The following is a 25,675-nucleotide window of genomic DNA, read 5'->3' as shown; positions in this document are numbered from 1 at the left end:
GCTTCCGCCCCCATAAGGGCGAAAGCTCGCGTTACCACCTTAATTATACGGAAAAAACAGAATTCCCGTACATCTCTCCGGTCTTTAACGGAACCGCCCGTGACCGGCTACTTGCCAAACCTGATTTCACCTGTCCTGTTCAAAAGCTACCTTCGGAACCCACTTCTTCAGATGACCTTTCAGCCGCCGGGCCATCCTCTCTGTAAAGGTTCTGTTCCTACTCCTCTTTCTCGTCACATTTGCTATATAGAATACATTTTATTCAAAATCATTGGAAAAGTCAAGTCCTACATTTCTTCCACTGAATTGACACCTTCCAATTCTTCGATAAAAGTATGTACATCTACGCCTTTAGATTTAGTGCTGACTTCCAGAGACATGGTTGCATTGACAATATCATCCTTATTTTTTTTAGATTTACTGAGTTCCAGGCTCAGAAACTTAAAGCCCCTTTCCTTCATGGCCGACATAAACGGTGTAATGTACTTTCTGGACTCGAACTCCACATACAAATCATAGACCCGGGAATGCTCATAGGCAAATTCATCAATTTTCTGCAGATAGTTATAGACAAAAAACACAATCGCCGTACAGATAATGGCACCGGAATAAAAGCCAATGCCGATGGCCAGACCAATACCGGAGCAGGCCCAAAGACCGGCCGCCGTTGTCAGACCTTTAATCTGATTTCGTCCGGTCACCATGATCGTTCCCGCTCCCAGAAAACCAACCCCACTGACAACCTGAGCAGCCATACGAGCTACATCACCGGTTCCATTGGAAACAAAACGAAATACATATTCCCCTGTCATCATGATCAGCGTTGCTCCAAGGCATACGAGTATATGGGTCTTAAATCCGGCGCCCCGCTTTTTCATACTGCGAAAAAATCCGATCACGCCGCCACAGATCGTTGCCAGAAGCAGACGGATCAAAACAACGGGTATACTAAATGTGTGGAGATATTCATTTATCGCTTGTAATACTTCCATGTTCATTCTATCACCACCAGAACAATGCTTTTTACAAAGCTTCTACATTTTTCGTTGCTACTATAGAAACACCCGTGCCGACAACATTTTCCATGATCACGTCACCAATATGCACCGGCGCTTCCACCTGAATGCTCTGAAGTGCTTTCGCACAATCAAAAATCTTGCTCTTCGGGATATCCGACTTTGTTTTTACAGAGACCATCGGAATCTTACCGCCGTTTACCCGCACGATGGATGTCACAATACGGGTCGGATTCGTCACTTCTTTCCGTGCGTATTCCTCTCCCCGTTTACATGTATGTCCGGTAACCCGAAGGATTTCCGTACCTTCCATCTCTACTGTCACGGTGCAGCCCAGAGGGCATCCGATACAGGTTAATTCTCTTTTTTCCATATGCTTACGCCTCCTCGACCTTAAAGATAATCTGTTTCAAATCCGGATATTTCAAAAGTTGTTCCTTTTTCAGCTTGACCTCTTCCATCTCACCAGGCGCCACCACCGGACGTCTCCGGCGCATGACCCGTTCATCGTCAAAATAGGTGGACACATAACAATTTTTCTGAACAGCCCCCACACGGAAACGAACGGTAATCTCGTCGTCCATCCGGTCTACATTCAATGTCTTAGGCACCGTATAACGGACAATCCCCTGTGGACAGAGCGCTACGGTTTCATGGGTTGTCTCCGGCTCTTTACTGCCGTTCCGAATATATTTAGCTGCATTTCTTCCAGCCGCTGCCGCTTCTTCCGAAACGAAGTCTACCAGATCATGGACATGAAGGACATTACCGCAGGCGAAGACTCCCGGCACGCTTGTTTCCAGACTTTCATTGACCACCGGTCCGTTGGTCACCGGTTCGATATCGACGCCGATGCCTCTGGACAATTCATTTTCCGGAATCAGGCCGCAGGAAAGAAGCAGTGTATCACAGTCATAATGTTCTTCCGTTCCCGGAATCGGTTTACCTGTGCTGTCTACCTCAGCCAGAGTAATTCCTTTTACCCGCTCTTTACCATCAATATCGATGACCGTATGACTTAATTTCAACGGAATACCAAAGTCATCCAGACACTGCACAATATTTCGTTTCAGGCCACCAGAAAATGGCATCAATTCTGCAACCACTTTCACCTTTGCCCCTTCCAGTGTCATACGCCGGGCCATGATCAGCCCGATATCACCGGAGCCTAAGATAACCACTTCCCGTCCCGGCATAAAACCTTCAATATTTACCAGACGCTGTGCGGTTCCGGCAGAATAAATACCGGCCGGACGATATCCCGGAATATTCAGCGCGCCCCTTGGACGTTCCCGACATCCCATAGCCAGAATGACAGCCTTTGCCTGAATCTCAAACAGACCGTCCTCCCGATTCATGGCTGTCACCACTTTATTTTCTGAGATATCCATAACCATCGTATTTAATTTATACTCAATCTTTAAATCCGCCACTTCATCAATAAAACGCCCCGCATATTCCGGTCCGGTCAACTCTTCCTTAAATGTATGGAGACCAAAACCATTGTGGATACACTGATTCAAAATACCGCCAAGCTCATGATCTCTTTCCAGGATGATGATACTTTCCAGACCATTTTTTCTAGCAGATGCTGCGGCTGCCAGACCGGCAGGACCGCCACCGACAATGACTAAATCGTAATTTAACATTTCTCACACCATCCCTTCTATAACCTGTCTTTTACCGTACCGACGATCAGTTTGGAATCTCCGCCGGATTTTGTAATATCCGCCATACTTACATGAAGCTCCCGTGCCAGAATCTCCATCGTTCTCGGTGAACAGAAACCTGCCTGACATCGTCCCATTCCGGCCCGGGTCCGACGTTTCACACCATCTAAAGACCTGGCGCCCACCGGACGATGAATTGCATCCAGAATCTCGCCTTCCGTGATCATCTCACAACGGCAGATAATGTTGCCGTATTCCGGTTTCACTTCAATCAATTTTGCCCGTTCTTCTTTGCTCAGCTCAGAAGGGTTTAAAATGCCCCGGCGTGTTCCGATAAAATCCGGATTCTCAGCCAGCCCCATCATCCCGGACACAATATCTGCCACCATCACACCAATGGCCGGCGCACTGGTAAGTCCCGGAGACTCGATACCGGCCACATCAACAAAACCTTTGGCATCTTTTACCTCACCAATGATAAACTCATGGTGGTCTTCATGGGCACGAAGTCCGGCAAAGGAAGTGATCACCTGCCGCATTGGAAGATCTGCCACAGCTTCTCCCGCTTTGCCAGTGAGAAAATCCAGTCCCTCTCGTGTTGTCGCCGTAGCCTCTTTATCTTCGATGTCAATGGCCGTTGGTCCGACGAGCAGATTGCCATGAACCGTCGGTGTTACGAGCACACCCTTGCCAAACTGATCCGGCAATGGGAAGATTGTGTGAGACACATGATTTCCGGCCGTCTTATCCAGGAGACAGTAATCGCCCCGCCGCGGCGTAATATGAATCTTTTCTTCACTGACCATATTATGGAACCGATCCGCATAAACACCGGCTGCATTGACAACAACCTTCGTCTCAAGGATCCCCTGATTCGTAGTCAATACATAACCTCCATCGATTTTTTGAATATTCTCAACCTCTGTATTTAATTTAAATTCAACGCCGTTGACTGCTGCATTTTCAGCAAAAGCGATGGTCATGCCAAATGGACATACGATGCCGCCTGTCGGCGCATAAAGGGCTGCCACCACCTGTTCCGTCAGATTCGGTTCCAGTTCATGGGCTTCCTTTGCATCAACAATCCGAAGATCTTTGACACCATTTTTCTTTCCCCGCTCCAAAAGCTCTTCCAGCTTATAAATATCCTCTTCATGTATACAGACGACCATAGAACCAATTCGCTCAAACGGAAAATCCAGTTCCCCGGCCACAGCGTCCATCATCTGATTTCCCTGGACATTCAGCTTTGCCATCAGTGAACCCGGTTCTGCATCATAACCTGCATGGGCAATGGCGCTGTTTGCTTTGGAAGTTCCGGCACAGACATCCTCTTCCTTCTCAACCAGACAGATATTGGCTTTATAACGTGACAGCTCTCTGGCTGCCGCACAACCGGCAACACCGCCGCCAATAATAATAATATCGTACATCTTTTCTCCCTCCTGCATGTTTATCGATATGCTTTCTGAATCTCACGGACGATATCCGGATAATTGCCAATGACCGAATCCACACCCCGCTCAAACATTTCTTCAATTTCCTCTTTTTCATTGACCGTCCATGTATTGATCTCCAGATTATGGGACTTAATCTCCGCCACCACTTCCGGCGTCATATTTTTATACATCGGATGGTAACACTCCACACCGGTGGAAGCTACATAGACTCCCGCATTGATCAGCCAGGACTCTTCCAGAAGGCCGCATTTTATCGTCGGGTCAATGGCTTTCATACGAAGAATGGAAAAATGATTAAATGAAGAAATAATCATTTTATCCTTCAGCCCATATTCCTGAATCATGTCATACACTTTTTTCTCGATACCGTCATATTCAAACACACCGGTTTTCAATTCGATATTGGTAATGATGTCTTTATCCTTCACCAGTTCCAGATATTCCCGTAATGTCGGAATATGCTGAAAACCATATTCTTTAAAGATATAGGATGCATCCAGCTTTGCCAGTTCTTCATAGGTAAAATCCCTTACCCATCCGGCGCCGTCGGTTGTCCGGTCCACCCGCTCGTCATGAATGATAACAACAACGCCATCCTTTGTCAGATGAACATCGTTTTCAATGCCGTCGGCTCCGGCCTCAATGGCCTTTTCAAAAGCCAGCATCGTATTTTCAGGGTATTTGCCGCTGAATCCTCTGTGCGCAAAATTCTTCGTCATCACTTTTCCCTCACTTTTTTTAAAAAAATGTAAGGCGAAACAGATAGCCCCGTCGAACTACCCATTTCGCCTCTCTCACTCTCTAAAGCGTTACACTATGTATTTTTATAATAGCACTTCTGCCCTTTAAATGCAATGGTCAAACACATATTATTGCATTTTCCACAACGTTCTGTTCGTCGTGGAGATGGCATCTGCACCGGCAGATAAAGCACTCATAACATCCTTTTTATCTGTTAAAAGTCCGCCTGCGATCACAGGAACACTGACAAAATTACGGATATCCTTCAAAATCTTCGGCATGATTCCCGGCATGATCTCCACACAATCCGGATGATATACTTCAATCTGACGCTTGGAATTCTCCAGTGCGATCGAATCAATGATGAAAAATCTCTGAATTGTCAGAAGCCCCAACTCTTTTGCTCGCTTCACCATCATTGGTTTGGTACTGATGATACCATCTGCCTGAGTTACTTTTTTTATAAAATCCACAGAAATTTCTTTGGAGCTTAACCCCGTGATCAAATCCATATGGACGATTGCTATTTTACCGCTATCCTTTATCCTTTTAACAATCTCGCCAATATTACATACGTTACCAAACAGGATAAAGATGACCTGACATTCCGTTTTCAGGCATTCGGCCAGTCCCTGTTCGTCCTTAATCGCCGCAATCACCGGCGAATCAATCAATATCTCTGCATCTAACATCTCTTTCATGCTATAAACCCCGATACTCTCCTTTCTCCTTTTCCAGCCATGCAAGCACCTCCGGACAAATTTCATCCCATTGACTTTCACTGTGTATATCTTTCATTTTTTCCAGCATTTCGCTGACTGGCTGCGCTTCAAAACTATGCTCCGCATCTTTGAACCGCTGATTGATCCGCTCAAGAATATCCGGTGAAAGTATCATGCGATTCGTCTCCTGGAGCATTTCTTCCTCTCTGCCCAGAATTTTCAACATCATCAGCCAGGCGTCTCTGGAGGCCTCCGAACCATTTCTCTCATAAGCCTTTTTAAAACAGGCCAGAGCCGCTTCCCCATTTGCCAGACGCGCAAAGGCAATTCCCATATTATGGTAAACATTTCCCTGGAATTCCTTTGTCACCATGTCTTCCGAATCTTCCATCATCAAGTCTACCTTTTTATACACAGCCAGCGCTTCCAGCGGACGTCCATAACGCAGATAATTATCCGCTTCCACCTTACGGGTTTCAATCGGATTCTGCATCTCAATCTCTTCGATGGTCTTTTGTAGCTGGTGTATCTCTTCTTTGGAATAATAATCCACTGACATAAGAATGAGCCGCACCATTTCTTTCAGTGTCCGCCCATTTTTCTTTGCCTCTCTGAGACGTTTGACCAGTGCCCTTTCTCCCAGATTTTTCTCAATCCAGTAAAACAAGCCATCGCCGAAGGTTTCCGTGCTGACCGTATAGATATGATGATAAATGTAATAGCAGAGCTGCTCCAGACTGTAAACGCGTATACCGCTTAAGCCAAAATAATAAGGCACCATATTCTGCCGTCCATCCGTCAGAATCAGACGTCCCGGCTCATGAACTTCCTTATCATCAAATGTCTCGTCATAAATATCAAATACATGCTCCGCCGCTTGATCGGATGCCGGATAAAATTCCCCAAATCCCATATCTTTCAGCGAAACCCGGCAATTGGATGCATCGTCAAAACAAAGTTGGATATGAAAATATCTTGTTTTATCCGGACGTTTTTCATCCCCTCCAAAGCTCTGCAGCGGGATCTGAAATGAACGTTCTCGTTTACTTAAATAATCCATCAGATGAATAGTCACATGATCCATACCATCCGGTATAAAAAAGGCTTCTGCCTGGACATCATACCAAATCTGACCCGCCTGAACAAGCTCCAGATTCATCATCTCTCGTTTTTTACTACCCCGAATATAGATGGTCTTGGAAATCACATCGTCATTAAGCGCAATAAAACTGCCCTCTTCCAGCAATCCTGCTGCCAACAGGCTATAGTAACAGGCTCCCCGTGAAAAAATATTGGAGCCAATAAAGCCCTTGCGGTGATGACAGAGATTTTTCAGCGAAATCTTTGCCCAATTGCCTTCAAATCCTTCGCCGGTCAAATAAACCGTAGAAATAATTTTATTTGCTGTTACCTGCCGGACGACTTCTAAAAATCTGCGGTCCAGCTCAGGAGGCGCCATCTGTCCGATCTCGCTGCCGTCAAAATATTCGGTGAGCGGGACTGTCGTCGCCATGACGGTCACCGGCATCCTTTTTTTTGATATAGCCAGATGATAGTAAGTCATCCCCCTGTGGGAATAATCAAATAATCCCACATCATGCTGCCACAATTCATGTTTCTGGTTCAGAGCATAATGCTCATAGGCCGAAACATGATTGATCACAGATAACCGACTCTCATCAAAATTCATCTCAGCGCTCAGCGCCTTCAGTGCCTCTACTGTATTTTTGCCCAGTTTCTCCACGGACACGGTCAATTGCCCCACTGCCCAATGAGGATAATACTTGGTTAACAATTTCAGGCTTTCCTGCATAAAAATCCGTACCAGTCCGGCACCGGAATAGATATCGCCGTCAACCGTAATGCTCTGTTCCGGCTCCAGCGCATCGACAAAATTCTCCACCAACACCCCACGATGTTCATTGACTGCTTTCCATGCCTCATAACCGCAGACCCATGAACGATCGGAATAGAGACGGCAAAGAACCGCTGGAATCCGGTCCATCATCTTTTCTCCGATATAACAGATGGTATCCATATCCTGTGTTTTCTGGTTATAGCAGCTGATCTGGATATAATCATTGCACAGATCGTATCCTAAAATCAGTTCTTTTATTCGATTATCCATAAACACATCCTCTTCTCTAAAGTAAATCAAACACTTCGCCTGCTACAGCTTTTCTCCGGCTATATTCGCAGGCTGTCCGATAAAGTGCATCATAGTCATTGAAATCTTTCTGAAGAATCATGCGGTTAATATAATCCATACCGCCGACAGGTGTCCGCTCTCCATCAGCTTCCCTCTGAATCTCCCGGCTCTCCGTCACGGTAATGTCTTCTCCATCGTCATCCAGCGCCTGCCAGATAAGTTTCTCACCGGCAAATAACGGCCAGGAGCTGACAAAAATACCGCCGTATACATTCTGCATATTTTCTTCTTTCCATTCACTGTCCTGCGCATCTGACTGAATCCGGTAACGCACCTTGACCGTATGCTCCGGATTCGTTATGAATGTAACAAACACTCTATCCAGCAGTTCCCGCGGAATATCCGTCAGATTCATAAATGATTTAAACCACGGAAGCATGATACCCCGGCTCATAAATCTGCGCACTTCACGACGAATCCAATCGCTGTACTGATTCTCACCATGAGCAGGCTCCGAAAGATATTTTAAGATTGCCAGACTGCAGATATCCCGTCCCCGGTCCATCTGATCCATTTCAATCTCCATATACTGGAAAAGATTCTCTTTTAGTTCCGTATCTTTCACCAGACAGCTATAGGCATTGTAAGCAAGATAGGCCCGGACAATTTTAATATTCGGCCGCATCCGGTAATAGGAATCAAACACAGGACTGCTTTCTTCTACCATATCCTCAGTAAATAAAACCTGACAGAGCATTTTTTCCTCTAATTGATGGACTTCCACCTCAAAACCGACAGCAGCTTTCCAGATATCCATATAATCCTTCGTTGTTCCAAGATAATACCGATTCAGATATTCAAGAATACTCTCGTCATATTTGCCCGCCTTAAATGTGTAGAAAGCCATCTCTAAAAGAAGCCCATCCTCTTCATAATTCCGCTTCCGGATCATCCGGGAAGTCAGCCGCATCAGCCGTTTATCCCGGATATTTTCATAACCATATTCGCTGATGGCTTCCAGGGCTTTTTCATAAAAACCCCGCTGGATATAATATTCAATGATACTTCCCCGCTCTTCACTTCCAAGCAAATGAATATCCAAGCGGATCAGGTATTTTTCAAGGGTCTCTCCTTCATAATTTTCATAGTAAATATCAATCAGATTTTTTAAAATATTTTTCTGATACTCATTGCTGATATAATGAATCTTTAAAGTTCGTTTAAAAATTTCGATGGACGTATCATCAATCATCTGATATTTCAGCGCCCGTTCGCTCCGGTTCAGCAACACCTTGACATTTTCCGGACACAATTCATAACAGTCCTTGATAAATTCGGACTCGTCCATCAATTTGTCCATAGTATATTCCACAGTGCGCACATATCGGTTGCCATCCATATCCTCAAAGGCGATATTATACTCATCCATGAAAATATCCACATAGGCTTTGCCATTCTCCACCGGATAAATAAATTCCCGGTCTACCTCCCGCATCGAGACCACCACACTGATGATCCCCGGATGACTGCATTGAATCTGATATTTAAACATGATATCCGGCAACTCTCTGGCCAGCTTACTGTTCATCTTATCCCGGGTAATATAAAACTTGTAAAGTTCGGCAAGATTGGCATCGATATGTCCCAGACTGAGCTGTTCATAGGTAAAGGCTTTCATAATATTCTCATAGGAATAATAAATCCGTTCCTGATTCTGGCGATGACGGATAATATATCGATATAAAAAGGCCTTCCGCTTCCAGTCCAGCTGATTATTATAATTAAAATAATAAAGCACTGCTGACGGAAGTTCCTTCACCGCTTCCTCATCCAGAGACTGCATATAAAATTCATATAGCCGCGCCAATTTTACAGAATGAAGAATTCCTTTCAGATACCATTCATTATATTTTTTATCAATCAAATGTCCTTTCATAAGCATGCTGCATACAGCCGCCAGAAATTCTTTATTCTCATGGCGTTCGCATAACCGCATCATGGACCGGAGCACCAATGGACGATATTTCCGCTCTCTCACAGCCAGATCTGCGAACTGATACATCAAGGAAGCGCTTAGTGTCTCATACCTTGTCCCCCAATGAAGCAGCTGCGCCTCAAAGGCATCCAGTTCCCGCACCATCGACGGATCCTCGTTGGCCAGATGCAGCGCCTCCTGATACATTAAAGGACTGTGGCATCCCCGTTCAAACTCTGCTTTAATCCTTTTGAAGGTATGAACGCCGCCGCCCATCAGCCGTTCATCCAGCTGTATCAGCATCCATAAAAGCTCCCACCGGTCACACTGGCCTTCATAAAACTCCCACATCCGCTGAATAACGTAGTGGGTATAATCCGGTTCTCTGCGGTAGAGAGACGTAATATACATATAATAACAGTATTCCAGCAGACAGTTTCTCCGAAGTTCCCGACCATTGATGTGGCTGACAATATCCTTTGCACCCTCTTCCTCACCAATGGTCATCAAAAAATGAGCCTCCAAAAGGGCATAACGGACGGAATCACTATTATTCCGGCAGCAATCCACATCTTCTCTGCTCTCCCGGCTCCACGTGTCCATATCAATTTTTCCGGCTTTCCAGTCCAGATACCGCCGTTCAATATTGTAAATGCTGCTGCGAATTGAAGCATGCGGTTCATCCTCCTCACGGAAAACCTCCTGATCACAACATACTTTGATCTCTATAGACTGGGAAAAGGTCGAAAGCACGATACGGCCGGAATTACGGCCCCGCTTTAAAAATTCCGGATTGATAAAATATTCCAGTTCATAATAGCTGCCCAGAAAATCCTGAGTTGTCAGCCGCTTTTTATAAACGCTTAAAAAATCCCCCTCGGCATGAATAAAAATCTCCTGATAGCCCCAAGTGTTCTTTTCCAGAACCAACTTATCACTGAAAGCCTCCGACAGATTATTCTGAATAATTTCCCGCTGAGTTACCGAAATCGTCACCTTCTGTTTTTTCTTTAATGTATAAAGAAATTCCTCCAACGCCTGATTGACATTCCGGCTCTTCATCAGTTTTTCATAAATATGGGCATGAATTTTATTTACGAGGAAGACTCTCGGGAAATCCGCAGACTTGAACAGATTGACAGCTTCCTGCCAATGCTCGGCAGCCAGTCTTGAAAATTCTTCCAGGTTTCCAACTTCACCAAAGCTGGTCATACAGTAAGGAGAACGCACAGATACCCGGTATGGTACCTGAAGCTCTCCTCCATTGCTGATAATACTGATATGTCCCTCCGCCTTGTCTCCCGGCTCCATATTCTCCGCCATAAACGTAAAATGAATCCGGTTATCCGTTCCAATAATATCTGTCTCCGTGCAGCGCATCTGCTTATTGGAAGAAAAGACTTTGGCACGCACATCAATACCATTCGTAGCATAGACCCGGAATTCTCCCGAAAAGCTGCTGCCGGCTTCAACCTCCAGACAAATGGATTCCTCCGAAACATGAATATCCGGACAACCATATTCAAATATTCCTTTAGACAATAAATTTATCTTTTCTTTCAATGTTTCTCTCCTGTTTATCATTTGCATTTTTAAATGAAATGTACTAATATAGATTATACCACTACAATGAAGACTGGTGCAACAAAAAGTAATGAGGTGTAATATTATGACACAGAAATCCGAACATTTTCATGGCAGCGACCTTGAGAAAATCGAGGAAATTTACCATATTCCGAGGGAAGAAATTACCAGCTTTTCAGCCAATGTCAACCCCATTGGTATTTCTCCGAAGCTGCGTACGACCCTCGCCCGGCACATTGACGATATTACCGGCTATCCTGAAAGGGAATATACCTCTCTGAGAAAATGCATAGCTTCCTATGTGGATACTGATTTTAAGAATATCATCGTGGGAAACGGCTCCACTGAGTTGATTTCCCTGTTTATTCAGATATTAAAGCCCCACAAAGCCCTTATTCTCGGACCAACATATTCCGAATATGAGCGTGAAGTCACTCTGGCCGGCGGCACTTCCCGCTATTATCGACTGGACGAGAGTCATGGCTTTTCCATCCATGTAGACGCACTTTCCAGACAATTGAACGAAACCATTGACTTACTGATCATATGTAACCCGAATAACCCGACGTCCACAGCCATTTCCCGTTCTGATATGCGCCAGATTCTGGACACATGCAAAGAGAACGGCATCTATGTTCTTGTGGATGAGACCTATGTGGAATTTGCCGGAAATCTCCAGGATATTACAGCTATTCCGCTGGCCCAGTATTATAATAATATCATCGTTCTTCGAGGCATCTCCAAGTTTTTCGCCGCCCCTGGTCTCCGTCTCGGCTACGCTGTCTGCGGTAATCGAGACCTGATCAAAGAAGTCGTTGGACACCAGGATCCCTGGACGATCAATACCCTGGCCGCCATCGCCGGTGAAATCATGTTTACCGACGAAGAGTACATCGCCCATACCCGCCAGCTCATCTCTTCTGAGAGAGAACGAATCTGCAGAACGCTGGACAATTTCAGCGGCCTTACCTATTATCCGCCAAAAGCCAACTTCATCCTCTTGAAAATTCTAAAAGATGATGTCACAGCTATGGATGTTTTTGAAGCGGCCATTCAGAAAAAACTTATGATTCGGGACTGCTCGGACTTCCCATTTCTGAATAATAAGTACTTCCGCTTCTGTATCATGATGCCGGATAAAAATGACGAACTACTGGCTGTTATACAAAAACTACTTGGATAATTCTTATTAAAACAGGGAGGCTATGACACTTAAGCATCATAGTCTCCCTGAAATTTTTATTCGTTATGAAACTTCTGCCTTCGGCACCAACGCCAATACGGATCTGAAAATCGGCGGAATATGAATACTCTGCTTATAAGTCATGACCACATGCCCCGCATCCAGCCGTTCTTTCATATCCATCTGATCCGCCAGCAGATCGCCCTTCCGCCCATAAATGGACCGGACCGATAAATCAAACTGTATGTAATCGTTGCTGTTATGCACTTTGAATCGCTGACGCTCATAATCCACAACAACGCCAATCGTTCGAAGATTCACTGTAATTTCTAAATACAGATTTTTTAAGAGAGGATAACTGCTTTCCTTCAACCACCGTACATCACCCCTGAAAATTTTCCGACACTCCTGAGACGTTATCGGTGCATAATCTTTATAAATCATACCGGATCTACGGCTTTTTCGCTCAACCATCAGATGCTCCGTATCATAATCCACCATGACAATACTGTATACATCTTTATCCGAGGAAGCATTATCCAGCCCATCCTCCAGATAATTAATATCATCGTTAAAATATATTTTACGGATTTTGCTGATCTTACTCAGGCGGTTTTCCGGTGTGTTTTTAATCGTTTCCATCATTCGTTCATAATCTTTCAAATCAAGAACATTATTGCTCTCGTAATATACTTCTCTATCCATCAGTTATTATATTCACCCTTTCCAAAAAGTGTTTCCCCATTGACCTTTCCTACTCTTATTATTATATTCGGAAGTTGTGAAAAAATGATGTATAAATACTGAAGAATTTCTAAAAAGAATTGAAAAAATCCGTTGAGCCGGCAAAAAAAACTGCCGCACCTGTGATTTACCAACCACTGATGCGGCAGCGCCGCTTTACTTTTTACAAAAAGATACAATCGTCTTCTTTGAAAGACAGATATACATCCGTATTATTTTCAATCAAGGTAGCTTTTTTGAATAATACGTCCACATCCACTTGCTTATCACCGCAAAGTACTGCGTAACGAAGCACATTTCCATGTGGAAGGCTGACGAAAACTCTTCCCTTCATCGTCAGATAACCTTCTTTTTCTATCGGTTGCGTACTGATTTCCACAATCTCAGGACGGAAAGCCACATCTTTGGCATCCGCCTGTTTTCCGGTCAATTTCTGGAAATCTTCCATCGGCATGATGTTGTAGTGACCGATAAAAGTTGCCGCAAATTTGGATATCGGCTGGGTATACATCTGGGTCGGTGCGGCCGACTGTTCAATCTTGCCTTTATACATCAGATGAATCACATCGGACATAACCATCGCCTCGTCCTGGTCATGGGTTACGAAAATCGCTGTAATATCCATCTCCTTCTGAATACGGCGAATTTCCACCTGAAGCGAATGACGGAGCAATGCATCAATGGCCGACAATGGCTCATCAAGAAGCAACACCTTTGGATGAGTCACCATCGCGCGGGCCAGAGCAGCTCGCTGCTGCTGACCACCGGACATCTGAGCCGGATAATGGTGCAGATGATCGGACAGACCAACAATATCCACCATCTCTTCCACCCGCTTTGTGATTTCTTCCTTCGGAACCTTTTTTAATTTAAGGCCAAAGGCCACATTCTGGGCCACGTCCATATTCGGGAAAAGACTGTACTGCTGAAATACCATACCGATATCTCTGTCCTTTGGATTGACATTGGTAATATCCTTACCATCGAGATACACTTTGCCGGAGGTCACCGTTTCAAGTCCCGACAGACATCGGAGTAATGTACTTTTTCCACAGCCGGAAGGTCCCAGGAGCGTCACCAACTGTCCCTTTTCCACCTCCAGGTCAATATTCTTCAAAACTTCATTCTTTCCAAAACTCTTACTTATATTTTCAAATCGAATATATGACATTTCTCATCACTCCTTTATTTTTTCTGTACTCTGTTTTTACCTTCACGGCTCTTCAGGAATAATACGACCGCCGTGATCACAAAGGTCACGAACATAATAATCACAAACACAGCACTGGCCTTTGTACTATCACTCTTCATTGTCTGATAAAGGAATATCTGCATATTCGGAGCAGATGTTCCGGCAAGATTTCGAATCAGAACATAATCACCAAAGATGATACCAACAGCCAAAAGCGATGATACGATAATTGCTGAAATAATATTCGGTACAACGACTCTGAAAAAGGCATAGATCTTTGAAGCTCCGAGCATCTCAGCCGCTTCAATCAATGTTACCATATTCACAGCGCGCATTCCGTTTCGGATACCCTGATAAATATAAGGCAAGATTACAATACAATATGCGCCCATCAACATCACCATACGATTACTGAGAACAGATTTGTTCCCTACATATAAGGATAAGATGCTGACAGAAAGGATAACCCCCTGAATGGTATATGGAATCATACAGATAATCTGTACATATTTTTCAAGTTTAGGAAAATAAATCGTTGTTACAAACAGGGCCAGTAAGACGATAACGATCGTCAATAAGATCGGCACAATACACATACCGACCGAACGCCCCACCGACGCAAGGAAATTAGGGTCTGAGAACAACGAAGCATAGTTGCCAATACTAAAGCCTTCCGGAAGGATACCCGTCCATTTTTTGAATAAAGAATAAATGATGGATATCACGAGAGGAATCAACAAATAAATCATGACAAGCAGCATAACGGCTATAGAACCTGCACTTTTTTTCTTCATTTTCTACGGCCTCCCTTCTGGAACTGTCTGCTCAAACCATTCGTAATGAGAATCATGATGACCATGATCACCATCATCACAACGGATAACGCACCGCCAAGACCGGCGCGAATCTTCACTTCACCCGTGAAACATCCCGCAATCTGAACCGGCAGAAGGGCGATATTGTCCATCATCAACGCATAGATTGTTGCGTAAGCAGCCAGCGCGTTGGCAAACAAAACGCTAAACGTACTGAGAATACTCGGCATCAATACAGGAATTCCGACTTTTTTCCAGAAAATCCCCTGGGTGCCGCCTAAAAGGGTACATGCTTCCTTCCACTGCTTTTGCACGCCGTCAAAAGCCGGTATCAAAAGGAGGGTGGACAACGGAATCTGAAAATAGATATAAATAAGGCTCATGCCATTCATTGTATACAGATTATAATTCGCCAGCATATCAATGCCAAATTCTCTGCCGATACTTACGATGAGTCCGGCATTTCCCAAAAGAATCATATAGGCAAAAGCCAGCGGAATCCCGGCAAAGTTAGACACCATATTCAACACGGCCATAAAGATATGATTCATCCGTCCCTGATGCTGATGGGCAGCCCGTGCCCCAAGAAAGGCAATAATGATACCTACGATTGCCGATACGAATGATATTTTCAAACTGTTAAGAATTGCTTTTTGATAAAGTAATTTTGAAAACACAGCCTGATAGTTTTCGAGCGTAAAGCCTGTTCCCCCATCGGACTGAAAACTCTTTAGAATGACTGTAAGCAAAGGTACAATCTCATAGAGCATCGCAACGATCAAGAATGGCACTAACGCAAGTAAATATATATACGTTTTCCTTTTCATTCAATTCAACTCCTGTCTGATGCTATCGTTTTGTTTACCTGGATGCGCCAGATTCCTGTTTTATAATCTAAAAATGGGGGTGCAGGAATTTGCACCCCCATAAACGAACTCAGATTAGATTATAATAATTACTGTACAAGCAGCGGAGCGACTTCTTCTTCCCAACGTGTTTTTGCTGTTTCACAAGCTGCGGAATATGCATCTGCATCTGAAATCAGAACTGCATTTGCAACCTCCTCTTTGCTGATAACCTGATCTGCATATTCTTCTGCAATTTCAAAATCCTCTCTTGTAGGAATAGCGCCAGCCAGAGCCAGATATGTCTGACCTTCATCACTGAACATTACTTCTCTTGTCAGAGCTGCTGCATTTGGATGAGGAGCATATTTATTGATCACAGATGCGTATCCGTTCTGGAGAGAACCATCGGATGGAACAACTGCTGTCATGTTATACTGGTCAATATTCTTGCTGTAAGGAATACCCTGGAAGCTCCATACAACACCGACTGCGATTTCACCGGATTCGAAGTTAGCCTGGGTAATATCCAGTGTGTTAACTCTTCCTGCTTCAGCCATTTCTGTCCAGAATTCAAAAGCAGGCTCAAGGTTGTTCATGTCACCGCCGAATGCATAAGCAGAAGCGATAAATGCGCCCTGTGCATTACCTCCGGTAAGAGGTCCAAGTGCAACTTTATAGTCGCCTTCACGGATATCCTGCCAGGATGTCGGTACTTTATCAACCTGATCTGTGTTTACAAGGAATGTTGTAACACCTGTGTAGGCAACCATCCACTTGCCGTCTTCGCCTTTCGCCCAATCCGGAACGTTGTCCCAATAGGATGTTTTATATCCCTGAACAAGGTCTTCGGAAACTGCCTGGCCTGCAAAACCATAACCAACGTCTCCCATATCCTTCGTTCCGTTTTCTCCTTCTGTTTTGAACATCTGCAATTCTTCAGAAGAACTCATATCCGTATCATTATGAGCAATAGCGTATGTATCATTCATTGCCTGCCATAACGAACCCCAGTCTGCCCATTCGTCCGGCATACCAACAGATTCTACATGGCCTTCTGCTTTTGCATTTTCAGTGATTTCATCCACTGTTAACGCATTCAGATCAACAGCGCCATCTGCTGATGCAGTTGTTTCAGCACTGGATTCAGCTTTTGTTTCTGCAGTGGTCTCGGCCTTTGTCTCTTTATTTCCGCCGCCACAGCCAACCAATGCCAGGCACATTGCTCCAGTCAAAGCAACTGCCAATGATTTCTTAGTCATTCTTTTCATAGTTTCTCCTCCTTTTTCATGGACTTTTCTCGTATAAAGTCCTTATAAACTATAAAAAGAGTCGAAAGGAACACCTTTTTGACATTCTCTCTCTAACTCTATCGTCAAAGCTATTTTACCATAAATTGTCCGAATTGTAAACCAATGATTGTTTATTTTCCATAATCTTTTGAAACTTTTAACATTTTTTATATATTCACGTTATATTTATGCAATTTTCATGCCAAATTTTTACGTTAAACGGGAATCCTCGGTTTTTTATGTTAAATTTTTTTAACATTCTGATTTGTCTAAATTTTCACAATATAAAAAGGCACAAAGGTGTTTTTACATGCCTTTATGCCTTTTATGATTAATTTTATTTTATCGGTTCAGACTGCTCTGACGATGAATAATTTCATGACGTCCCGGTCCGTTGGAAACCATCGTAATCGGAACTTCAAGCTCTTTTTCGATAAATTCGATATAGTTCCGGCAGTTTTCCGGAAGATCTTCATATTTTGTGATACCACGAATCTCTGTTTTCCATCCAGGCAGCGTCGTATATACCGGTTTTGCCTTTTTAAGCTGTGGTGTAGCCGGGAAGTCACGTGTCACTTCACCGTCTATCTCATAGCCGACACAAATTGGTAATTCATCCAGGTAACCAAGAACATCCAGAACAGTCAGCGCCACTTCTGTCGCCCCCTGCATGCGGCATCCATATCTGGAGGCCACCGCATCAAACCATCCCATACGTCTCGGCCGTCCGGTCGTCGCACCAAACTCGCCGCCATCTCCGCCGCGTCGGCGAAGTTGATCAGCCTCATCTCCGAAAATTTCAGATACAAATTCACCTGCACCTACAGCGCTGGAATAAGCCTTTACAACAGTGACCACATCTTTAATCTCGTATCCCGGAATACCGGCGCCGATGGCACCGTAGGATGCCAGTGTGGATGAAGATGTGACCATCGGATAAATACCAAAATCCGGATCCTTCAGGGAACCAAGCTGACCTTCCAGTAAGATCTTCTTACCTTCTTTAATAGCATCCCGAAGGAATACGGAAACATCACATACGAACGGACGAATCATCTCTCTGTATTTCAGAAGTTCCTGGAAAATTTCTTCCGGATCGATTGGAGCTTTATGATATAAATGTTCTACAAGAACATTCTTTGTTTCCAGTACCTGATAAACCTTTTCTTTCAACACAGCTTCATCTTCAAAAAGTTCATTGACCTGGAAGCCAATTTTTGCATATTTATCTGAATAAAATGGTGCAATACCGGATTTCGTGGAGCCAAAAGATTTGCCTCCCAGACGTTCTTCCTCATATTGATCAAACAGAACATGGTACGGCATAAGAATCTGTGCCCGGTCCGACACAAGGATCTTCGGCTGCGGAACTCCCTGTTTCACCAGAGAATCGATCTCATCAACCAAATTCTGAATATTCAACGCCACACCATTACCAATGACGCTGGTTGTGTGATTATAAAACACGCCTGATGGAAGGATATGAAGAGCAAATTTACCATAATCGTTAATAATAGTATGGCCCGCATTGCTTCCGCCCTGAAATCTGACAATAATATCGGACTCTTCCGCAAGCATATCGGTAATCTTACCTTTTCCTTCATCTCCCCAGTTTGCGCCAACGATTGCTTTAACCATAATAAAATCTCAGCTCCTTAAAAGTATTCGTACAACAACTGTAAACGAGGCTACGTTTACATACTCTTACATTTTATGCTATAACCCACAAAAAGTAAAGCTAAAAATGCGGTCAGGGAAAATTCCCTGACCGCAAAGCCTCTTTATTTATTCAGCAAAAGAATTAATATTTGAAGAATCCTTCGCCAGTCTTTCTTCCAAGTTTACCGCCGCGAACCATCTGTCTCATCAAACGGGAAGCACGATATTTGGAATCACATGTTTCAGCATAGAATGTATCCATGATATGTAAGCAGGTATCCAGACCGATCAAATCGCCCAGAGCCAGAGGTCCCATCGGATGATTGCATCCAAGTTTCATGGATTTATCAATATCTTCTGCGGAAGCCAGTCCTTCCTCAAGAACGATAGCTGCTTCATTGATCATCGGAATAAGGATACGGTTAACAACAAATCCAGGTCCTTCTTTAACTTCTACAGGATCTTTACCGATTTCTTTGGAAAGTTCATAAACTGTATCAAAGGTTTCTTTGGATGTATTCAGGCCATTGATAACTTCAACTAATTTCATAACTGTAGCCGGATTGAAGAAATGCATACCGATCACTTTATCCTGACGTTTTGTAGCAGATGCGATTTCAGTAATGGAAATAGAAGATGTGTTTGTTGCTAAAATTGTTTCAGGTTTGCAGAGTGCATCCAGTTTTGCAAACAAATCTTTTTTAACCTGTACGTTTTCAACGATAGCTTCAATAACAAGATCAGCGTCTGCTGCTGCATCCAGAGTAGCAGATGTAGAGACGTTACCCATGATTTCAGCTTTCTTTTCTTCTGTCATTTTCCCTTTGGAAACCATCTTGTCAAGGCTCTTTTCAAGTTTTCCAACCTGAGTTGCTAAGATTTCCTCGGACATATCGTTAAATACTACCTGATATCCGGTTTTAGCCATAACCTGTCCAATATCCAGTCCCATCTGTCCTGCGCCCACAATAAATACTTTTTTCATAGTGCCCTCCTACTGTGAATTATTTTATATATTGTTTTCTTATTTCTCGTGCAAACAGCCTATTTGATATTTATTTAACTTCTTTTTTAGTTACTGTTTGCCACTAACTTCATTCTACCTCAATTTATCCCAAAAGTAAAGTTATTATTTCACTATTATTCACAACTTTTAGTATATATTCCGATAACTTTTGTGCATAATCAAGCTTTACCTGTTGTTATCAAATTAACAACTTTTAGATATTATTCATTTTCTATTCTGCCACTGCAATAACTTCGATTTCTACTAACGCTTCTTTTGGAAGAGAGGCAACCTCAACACAGGAACGGGCCGGAGCATCTCCCGTAAAATATTTTGCATAAATTTCATTTACTACAGCAAAATCATCCATGCTGTCCAGAAATACTGTTGTTTTGATAACATCGGTATAAGCCAGTCCGGCTTCCGACAGAACCGCACCGAGATTTTTTAATACCTGCTCTGTCTGGGCAGCAATCCCCCGGGCCAATACACCCGTCTCAGGAATGAGACCGATCTGTCCGGATGTAAATACAAAATTTCCGGCTTTTACCGCATGTACATAAGGGCCTACTGCGGCCGGAGCATTTTTTGCATTTATAATTGTCTTTTTCATAATGTTTACCTCCATTTTAAGCCTTCATGTATGTCTTCAGGCTGCTTTAGTCACTTGTCCCCTCAATGAGCACATCCATAACGCCACCGCAGACCATGGCGTCCTCTTCGCTGACATCCTTTGTCATATCTACCGTCATTATTGTATATCTGCCTGTCCCGATATATTTCAATGCTTCCCGTATCACCTGAGCTTCCGCACAACCACCGCCAATGCTGCCGTATATCCGTCCATCCCGGTAAATGATCATCTTTGCACCGCTTCGCCGGGGAGTGGACCCCCTGGCGGAAAGCACGGTAGCCACCGCATAAGGTTCGTTTTCTTCCGCAAGTCTTTCAAGAACACGAAAATCGGCGTCTGCTGCAGGCATTTTAAAAGCAGAAACGATATGACGGCGCTCCTGAATCATTTCCGCAAGAATGGATACAGCGATTTCCGCCGGGGATAAGGCTCCGATGGAAAGTCCAATCGGCATATGAATCCGGTCAATGGCTTCTTTTTTGTATCCTTCGGATAATAAAAGTTCCCGGACGCCGGCCACCCGCCGCTTAGACCCCATCATTCCCACGTATGCCGGTTCTCTCCCGGAAAGCAATTTACGAAGACACTCCATATCGTAGCGGTGTCCCCGAGTGACCACCGCCACATAATCACTGGATGTTATATGAAGTTTGTCGAAGCATCGTTCAAAACTCTCACACAGAATCTGCCGGGCCTTCGGAAAACGCTCCCGATTTGCAAAGGAAGGCCTGTCATCCACCACCGTCACGGCAAATCCGCATTCCGCCCCAAAAAGCGCCAGCGGCCATGATACATGACCGCCGCCAAGAATGATCAGCCGTTCTTCCGGTTTGTAATATTCCATAAAATCAGCCTCTTTCTCCGCCGGATCACCAGGATTTGAAAGAACCCATTTTATCGTCTGTCCATCGACTGCTTTACGTGTACACAACATAGCCGGATTTCCCTGCCTCAATACATTCAACAATTCCGAATACTCTTTTTTCATAGCTATTCCTTCGGCATCCGTTTCACATCGGCCACTTTATCACTGTGTACCGTAAGCTGCCACAACGCCTGGGTCAACTTTTCAACCTCTTCTTCCGTGTTGAAATAATTAAATGAAAATCTTGCGGTACCTCTTGGGTAGGTTCCCAATGTTTTGTGTGCTTCCTCTGCATTATGAAGACCAGAACACATAACAATGCCATACTGGTTTTTCAATGCTTCCTCCAACTCCGATTCTTCCATAAAATCCGTCTGAATTGAAATTACCGGAATCCGGTCTTTATAACCCGGTCCGATAATATGGACCCCGTTAACATGCTGAACCTTGCGTATGAACTGTTCCACCCGTTGCCGTCCCATACTGCTGAGCGTATGCAGTGTCTTTTCTTCAATAAATTCAAAGGCTTTATGAAGTCCGGCAATCGCCACAGCATCTAACGGCTTCTGTTCAAATTTTTCCCGCATATCCGGTCCACCGAGCATAGCCGCCGCCCGTTCACTGGCAATAAATCCGCCGATTTTTTCCGAGGCAAAAAGTCCATAGCCGCCGGAAAAAGTCATCAGATCAACGCCCCATATGTTCATAAATATTGGAACGCATCCGGCCGTCTGTGCCGCATTGACGATCACAAGAAGCCCATGTCTTCTGGCAAACTCTGAGATTTCTTTCGCCTGCAGGATGGTACCGCAAACTTCTGAAGCATGATTGACGATCACTGCCTTTGTATTCGGACGAAGCAGTTTTTCTACTGCATCAAATCCCTTTTCTCCCTTTATGGGATCAAAGAAAATAAGCTGTCCTTTTTCGTTACATGGTATCCGTGTATATTCCACGCCGCCGGATACACCCTCATCCGCCTCATGTCCGATGGCATTCAGAGCATTCATGACCGTATCATTTTCCATCGATGATATGAGAACATGGTCTCCATCTTTAAAAAGCGCCCGAATCAGCCCATCCAACGCGGCGTCGACACCCGATGTAAAAACAACCGAATCTGGCCCAGGTCCGTGAAACAGTTTATTTAACTGTTCTCTTGTCTCATCCGCCATCGTCTGAATATCGGATATATCCATATTGACAGCAGCTTCCATCGCTTCTTCCACACCATCCCCCTTCGGTATCAGGGTTGTCAATTGATCCATATAAATTGTATCCATTAGATTTCCTCCTGTCTTTCTATTACTTCTATTTGCTCTCGCTTGTCAATATCCTGAAGCTCCTTTTCATCATTAACTTCCAGAAAGCGAACATTTTCTCTGTGACGCGCCATCACCTGGCGTCCGCCTATATCTCCGGATAATTCACTCAGCTCCTTCAAATATTCCCTCGAAAATATCACCGGATTCCCCCTTCGTTCTCCGTAACTTAAAGCCAGAATACCACCGTCAAATTCCGACATGAGCCGTACCAGCGTTGTTTTTTCCAGCCACGGCTGATCACAGACCATAAAAAGTATTCCATCCACTTTTCTGTCTTCTTGAATGACCGCTTCAATACCAAGACGAATTGAAAGGGATATCCCCAGCTCTGGTTGTCCATTGAATATGGCGATCATCCCTTTTGCCTCAGCCGCCGAGACGATTTCCGGCGTCCCGGTCACAACGACAGCCGGCAGTTCCGTTTTCATTTCCTCTATATTTTCCATAGCCCACAGATACATGGGCTTTCCGTGAACCTGAGCGGCCAGCTTATTTCCTCCAAAACGCTTTCCCGCACCCGCGGCCAGCAAAACAATTCCCAGTCGCATCATTTCTCCAGGGCCAACATGCCCATTTTAATTCGCTCCGCTGTCATTGGAAGTTCATGCAGACGCACGCCACAGGCATGATAAATCGCATTTGCCAGTGCCGGAGACGGTGTATTGATAACAATCTCTCCGATGGATTTTGCACCAAAAGGCCCCGTCGGCTCATAGGTACTTTCAAATTCTACCTGAATTTTCCCCATATCGATCCGTGTTGGAATCTTATACTGCATGAAGGAATTATTCATCATCATCCCATCATCTCTGTACTGTATATTTTCAAAAAGCGCCATGCCAATTCCCTGAACGATACCGCCCTCCGTCTGAACCCGGGCCAGATTCCGATTGATCGGCGTACCACAGTCTACAGCTGCTGCATAATCGATGATTTCCACCTGCCCCGTCTCTTTATCCAGCTCTATTTCGACAATTCCTGCCATAAAGGGCGGCGGAGACACCGGTGAAGTAAAGCTTTCCGACGCACTCATGACATCATTTCGATTAAAATGGCTGGCATCAGCCAAATCCGACAGGGAGATCTCTTTTTCATCTTCCATCGAATAAAACCGTGTACCGTCAAATTCCACATGTTCCACCGGACAATCCATTTTTTCGGCCGCCAGAACCGTCATTTTCTTTTTCAATGTCTCACAGGTCTTGATGACGGCGCCGCCGGTCACATAGGTCGTACTGGAAGCATAGGAGCCTGTATCGTAAGGCGAAACGTCCGTATCCACGCCGTGAACCGATATTTTATCCAGATCACATTCCAGACATTCAGCCGCCATCTGGGCCAGTATCGTATCGCAGCCTGTTCCCATATCTGTAGCGCCAATGAGCAGATTATAAGTTCCTTCATCGCCGAGGCGGATTTCCACCGCCGCCTGGTCCACACCGGAAATTCCTGAGCCCTGCATCGCCAGAGCGCCGCCGACAGCCCGGACTTTTCCATTGCCCATATCTTTTACCGGATATTTTTCATCCCAGCCAATCATCTTTTTCGCCTTTTTCAGACACCGCTGAAGTCCGACGGATTTAAAGGTTTCTCCATAATAAGAAGCTACCGGCACATCTTCCGGTATGATATTTATTTCCCGCAGCTTCATCGGATCCATATCCATTTTGGCTGCCAGTTCATCCATCGCCGATTCCAGAGCAAAAATCCCCTGAGTAGCCCCGTATCCCCGATAGGCTCCCGCTGACATGGTATTTGTGTAGACCACCTCTGCTGTAAAACGACTGGCTTTTAATGGTCCGTACAGGGATATGGACTTGTGTCCGGAAAGTCCGACCGTTGTCGGTCCATGCTCCCCATAAGCTCCCGTGTTCGATAACGTATATAAATCAATCGCCTGCAGCCGTCCGCTCTTATCCGCGCCGATGCGAACAGTCACTTCCATTTCATGACGGGATGTGGAAGCGATCATCACTTCTCTTCGGGTAAAGATCATCTTGCATGGCTTTCCTGTCAGCCAGGTGACGATTGCAGGGTAGACCTCTGAAACCGCCGTCTGCTTGGCCCCGAAACCGCCGCCGATCCGTGGTTTAATCACACGGACCTTGGATTTTGATATGCCAAGAGCCCGGGCAACAATCCGACGGACATGAAACGGAATCTGAGTCGCACTGGTCACCACCAGACGGCCATAAGCATCCAATGCAGTACTTGTCACAAATGGTTCCATCATCGCCTGATTGTTTGCCAGCGTATGATACGTTCCTTCCACCACATAAGCACAGTCCGCCAGTACAGCCTCCACATCTCCATCCGTATAGCCATCCGTGGCGCAGAGATTGCGCCGGTTATCCGCACCAACCGGCATCATGGAAACCCAGTCTGCCTCCGGATGTACAAGCACCGGATGATCCTTTGCCTTTCTAAAATCCAGTACCGGCGTCAGAATTTCATATTCCACCCTGATTAATTTTAATGCTTTTTTCACCGCTTTTTCTGTTGTTCCTGCCACCAGGGCCACTTCATCACCCACATACCGGACCATATCTTCCAGAATATACCGATCATAAGGGCTGGCTTCCGGATAGGTCTGTCCCGCTTCCGTAAACCGGATATGCGGCACATCCTCATAGGTCAGTACACACTCGATTCCAGGAACAAGCTTTGCCTTCGACGTATCGATGGACACAATCTTAGCAAAGGCGTGAGGACTTCGGAGCGCCTTTACGATCAAATAATCCTTTGTCGTCAGATCATCGGTAAACAAAGGCTTTCCGGCCATCAAGGCCATCGCATCT

21 protein-coding genes and 1 other annotated feature are annotated in these 25,675 nt (G+C 44.7%); of the genes, 1 reads left to right on the top strand and 20 read right to left on the bottom strand.

The genetic code is table 11. The features are described from left to right. Window positions 1-11: 11 nt before the first annotated feature. Window positions 12-243, bottom strand: a binding site (T-box leader). 44 nt (window positions 244-287) lie between these two features. From EV212_RS05185 to EV212_RS05150, 8 genes are all read right to left on the bottom strand, one after another. After that, window positions 288-998, bottom strand: coding sequence for an MgtC/SapB family protein (locus EV212_RS05185; RefSeq protein WP_132089868.1), 711 nt, complete (start codon window positions 996-998; stop codon window positions 288-290). Window positions 999-1,023: 25 nt separating this feature from the next. Then, window positions 1,024-1,389: a DUF1667 domain-containing protein gene (locus EV212_RS05180; protein WP_132089865.1), complete on the bottom strand. Its 366-nt coding sequence runs from the start codon at window positions 1,387-1,389 to the stop codon at window positions 1,024-1,026. 4 nt (window positions 1,390-1,393) lie between these two features. Further along, entirely contained in the window at window positions 1,394-2,665 is a 1,272-nt protein-coding gene (locus EV212_RS05175; RefSeq protein ID WP_132089863.1) for an NAD(P)/FAD-dependent oxidoreductase, read from the bottom strand. 17 nt (window positions 2,666-2,682) lie between these two features. Next, the gene (locus EV212_RS05170; RefSeq protein ID WP_132089860.1) at window positions 2,683-4,119 is read right to left on the bottom strand and encodes an NAD(P)/FAD-dependent oxidoreductase; all 1,437 of its coding nucleotides are present in this window, start codon (window positions 4,117-4,119) and stop codon (window positions 2,683-2,685) included. Between the two features lie 20 nt (window positions 4,120-4,139). Next, window positions 4,140-4,865: a glycerophosphodiester phosphodiesterase gene (locus EV212_RS05165; protein WP_132089857.1), complete on the bottom strand. Its 726-nt coding sequence runs from the start codon at window positions 4,863-4,865 to the stop codon at window positions 4,140-4,142. A gap of 150 nt (window positions 4,866-5,015) precedes the next feature. After that, a complete protein-coding gene (locus EV212_RS05160; protein WP_330570460.1) occupies window positions 5,016-5,588 on the bottom strand; it encodes a glycerol-3-phosphate responsive antiterminator in 573 nt (190 codons plus the stop codon). A gap of 1 nt (window position 5,589) precedes the next feature. Beyond that, window positions 5,590-7,737, bottom strand: coding sequence for a DUF5716 family protein (locus tag EV212_RS05155; RefSeq protein WP_132089854.1), 2,148 nt, complete (start codon window positions 7,735-7,737; stop codon window positions 5,590-5,592). A gap of 16 nt (window positions 7,738-7,753) precedes the next feature. Continuing rightward, entirely contained in the window at window positions 7,754-11,296 is a 3,543-nt protein-coding gene (locus tag EV212_RS05150; protein WP_132089852.1) for a DUF5717 family protein, read from the bottom strand. Window positions 11,297-11,402: 106 nt separating this feature from the next. Here EV212_RS05150 and EV212_RS05145 point away from each other — a divergent pair, with 106 nt between their 5' ends. After that, the gene (locus EV212_RS05145) at window positions 11,403-12,500 is read left to right on the top strand and encodes a pyridoxal phosphate-dependent aminotransferase (protein WP_132089849.1); all 1,098 of its coding nucleotides are present in this window, start codon (window positions 11,403-11,405) and stop codon (window positions 12,498-12,500) included. Between the two features lie 63 nt (window positions 12,501-12,563). Here the strand turns inward: EV212_RS05145 and EV212_RS05140 are convergent, their stop codons facing one another. The 12 genes from EV212_RS05140 to EV212_RS05085 form a co-directional block, all read right to left on the bottom strand. Continuing rightward, complete coding sequence (locus tag EV212_RS05140) at window positions 12,564-13,205, bottom strand: CYTH domain-containing protein (protein ID WP_132089847.1); 642 nt, start codon at window positions 13,203-13,205, stop codon at window positions 12,564-12,566. A gap of 202 nt (window positions 13,206-13,407) precedes the next feature. Next, complete coding sequence (locus tag EV212_RS05135; protein ID WP_132089845.1) at window positions 13,408-14,415, bottom strand: ABC transporter ATP-binding protein; 1,008 nt, start codon at window positions 14,413-14,415, stop codon at window positions 13,408-13,410. Between the two features lie 14 nt (window positions 14,416-14,429). Then, entirely contained in the window at window positions 14,430-15,230 is an 801-nt protein-coding gene (locus EV212_RS05130; RefSeq protein ID WP_132089843.1) for an ABC transporter permease, read from the bottom strand. Continuing rightward, window positions 15,227-16,078 (bottom strand): ABC transporter permease, encoded by an 852-nt coding sequence (locus tag EV212_RS05125; RefSeq protein ID WP_132089840.1) that lies wholly within the window; start codon window positions 16,076-16,078, stop codon window positions 15,227-15,229. The genes EV212_RS05130 and EV212_RS05125 overlap by 4 nt, the downstream gene beginning before the upstream one ends. A gap of 128 nt (window positions 16,079-16,206) precedes the next feature. Continuing rightward, window positions 16,207-17,367: an ABC transporter substrate-binding protein gene (locus EV212_RS05120; protein WP_132089837.1), complete on the bottom strand. Its 1,161-nt coding sequence runs from the start codon at window positions 17,365-17,367 to the stop codon at window positions 16,207-16,209. A 363-nt stretch (window positions 17,368-17,730) separates the two neighbouring features. Then, window positions 17,731-19,026: an adenylosuccinate synthase gene (locus tag EV212_RS05115; RefSeq protein ID WP_132089834.1), complete on the bottom strand. Its 1,296-nt coding sequence runs from the start codon at window positions 19,024-19,026 to the stop codon at window positions 17,731-17,733. A gap of 163 nt (window positions 19,027-19,189) precedes the next feature. Beyond that, complete coding sequence (locus EV212_RS05110; protein ID WP_132089831.1) at window positions 19,190-20,032, bottom strand: 3-hydroxybutyryl-CoA dehydrogenase; 843 nt, start codon at window positions 20,030-20,032, stop codon at window positions 19,190-19,192. 253 nt (window positions 20,033-20,285) lie between these two features. Beyond that, window positions 20,286-20,666, bottom strand: coding sequence for a RidA family protein (locus tag EV212_RS05105; protein WP_132089828.1), 381 nt, complete (start codon window positions 20,664-20,666; stop codon window positions 20,286-20,288). A gap of 46 nt (window positions 20,667-20,712) precedes the next feature. Then, complete coding sequence (locus EV212_RS05100) at window positions 20,713-21,675, bottom strand: XdhC family protein (protein ID WP_132089825.1); 963 nt, start codon at window positions 21,673-21,675, stop codon at window positions 20,713-20,715. Between the two features lie 2 nt (window positions 21,676-21,677). Beyond that, a complete protein-coding gene (locus EV212_RS05095; protein ID WP_132089822.1) occupies window positions 21,678-22,835 on the bottom strand; it encodes an aminotransferase class V-fold PLP-dependent enzyme in 1,158 nt (385 codons plus the stop codon). Then, a complete protein-coding gene (locus tag EV212_RS05090; RefSeq protein WP_132089820.1) occupies window positions 22,835-23,428 on the bottom strand; it encodes a nucleotidyltransferase family protein in 594 nt (197 codons plus the stop codon). Before EV212_RS05090 ends, EV212_RS05095 begins: the two co-directional genes overlap by 1 nt. Next, window positions 23,425-25,668 (bottom strand): xanthine dehydrogenase family protein molybdopterin-binding subunit, encoded by a 2,244-nt coding sequence (locus EV212_RS05085; RefSeq protein ID WP_132090020.1) that lies wholly within the window; start codon window positions 25,666-25,668, stop codon window positions 23,425-23,427. Before EV212_RS05085 ends, EV212_RS05090 begins: the two co-directional genes overlap by 4 nt. Between the last annotated feature and the right edge of the window lie 7 nt (window positions 25,669-25,675).

Origin of the sequence: Frisingicoccus caecimuris (assembly GCF_004340975.1) — a bacterium.
Lineage (GTDB): Bacteria > Bacillota > Clostridia > Lachnospirales > Lachnospiraceae > Frisingicoccus > Frisingicoccus caecimuris.
The sequence above is the reverse complement of the archived record's forward strand: the minus strand, read 5'-3'. Positions and strand labels throughout refer to the sequence as shown.

What these genes read in the sequence shown, in the direction of transcription:
- EV212_RS05085 (WP_132090020.1), bottom strand. Translation starts at nt 25,668, where the DNA reads ATGGCCTTGATGGCCGGAAAGCCTTTGTTTACCGATGATCTGACGACA.
- EV212_RS05155 (WP_132089854.1), bottom strand. Translation starts at nt 7,737, where the DNA reads ATGGATAATCGAATAAAAGAACTGATTTTAGGATACGATCTGTGCAAT.
- EV212_RS05135 (WP_132089845.1), bottom strand. Translation starts at nt 14,415, where the DNA reads ATGTCATATATTCGATTTGAAAATATAAGTAAGAGTTTTGGAAAGAAT.
- EV212_RS05115 (WP_132089834.1), bottom strand. Translation starts at nt 19,026, where the DNA reads ATGGTTAAAGCAATCGTTGGCGCAAACTGGGGAGATGAAGGAAAAGGT.
- EV212_RS05145 (WP_132089849.1), top strand. Translation starts at nt 11,403, where the DNA reads ATGACACAGAAATCCGAACATTTTCATGGCAGCGACCTTGAGAAAATC.
- EV212_RS05125 (WP_132089840.1), bottom strand. Translation starts at nt 16,078, where the DNA reads ATGAAAAGGAAAACGTATATATATTTACTTGCGTTAGTGCCATTCTTG.
- EV212_RS05105 (WP_132089828.1), bottom strand. Translation starts at nt 20,666, where the DNA reads ATGAAAAAGACAATTATAAATGCAAAAAATGCTCCGGCCGCAGTAGGC.
- EV212_RS05090 (WP_132089820.1), bottom strand. Translation starts at nt 23,428, where the DNA reads ATGATGCGACTGGGAATTGTTTTGCTGGCCGCGGGTGCGGGAAAGCGT.
- EV212_RS05165 (WP_132089857.1), bottom strand. Translation starts at nt 4,865, where the DNA reads ATGACGAAGAATTTTGCGCACAGAGGATTCAGCGGCAAATACCCTGAA.
- EV212_RS05120 (WP_132089837.1), bottom strand. Translation starts at nt 17,367, where the DNA reads ATGAAAAGAATGACTAAGAAATCATTGGCAGTTGCTTTGACTGGAGCA.
- EV212_RS05095 (WP_132089822.1), bottom strand. Translation starts at nt 22,835, where the DNA reads ATGGATACAATTTATATGGATCAATTGACAACCCTGATACCGAAGGGG.
- EV212_RS05170 (WP_132089860.1), bottom strand. Translation starts at nt 4,119, where the DNA reads ATGTACGATATTATTATTATTGGCGGCGGTGTTGCCGGTTGTGCGGCA.
- EV212_RS05140 (WP_132089847.1), bottom strand. Translation starts at nt 13,205, where the DNA reads ATGGATAGAGAAGTATATTACGAGAGCAATAATGTTCTTGATTTGAAA.
- EV212_RS05110 (WP_132089831.1), bottom strand. Translation starts at nt 20,032, where the DNA reads ATGAAAAAAGTATTTATTGTGGGCGCAGGACAGATGGGACTGGATATT.
- EV212_RS05180 (WP_132089865.1), bottom strand. Translation starts at nt 1,389, where the DNA reads ATGGAAAAAAGAGAATTAACCTGTATCGGATGCCCTCTGGGCTGCACC.
- EV212_RS05160 (WP_330570460.1), bottom strand. Translation starts at nt 5,588, where the DNA reads ATGAAAGAGATGTTAGATGCAGAGATATTGATTGATTCGCCGGTGATT.
- EV212_RS05185 (WP_132089868.1), bottom strand. Translation starts at nt 998, where the DNA reads ATGAACATGGAAGTATTACAAGCGATAAATGAATATCTCCACACATTT.
- EV212_RS05130 (WP_132089843.1), bottom strand. Translation starts at nt 15,230, where the DNA reads ATGAAGAAAAAAAGTGCAGGTTCTATAGCCGTTATGCTGCTTGTCATG.
- EV212_RS05100 (WP_132089825.1), bottom strand. Translation starts at nt 21,675, where the DNA reads ATGAAAAAAGAGTATTCGGAATTGTTGAATGTATTGAGGCAGGGAAAT.
- EV212_RS05175 (WP_132089863.1), bottom strand. Translation starts at nt 2,665, where the DNA reads ATGTTAAATTACGATTTAGTCATTGTCGGTGGCGGTCCTGCCGGTCTG.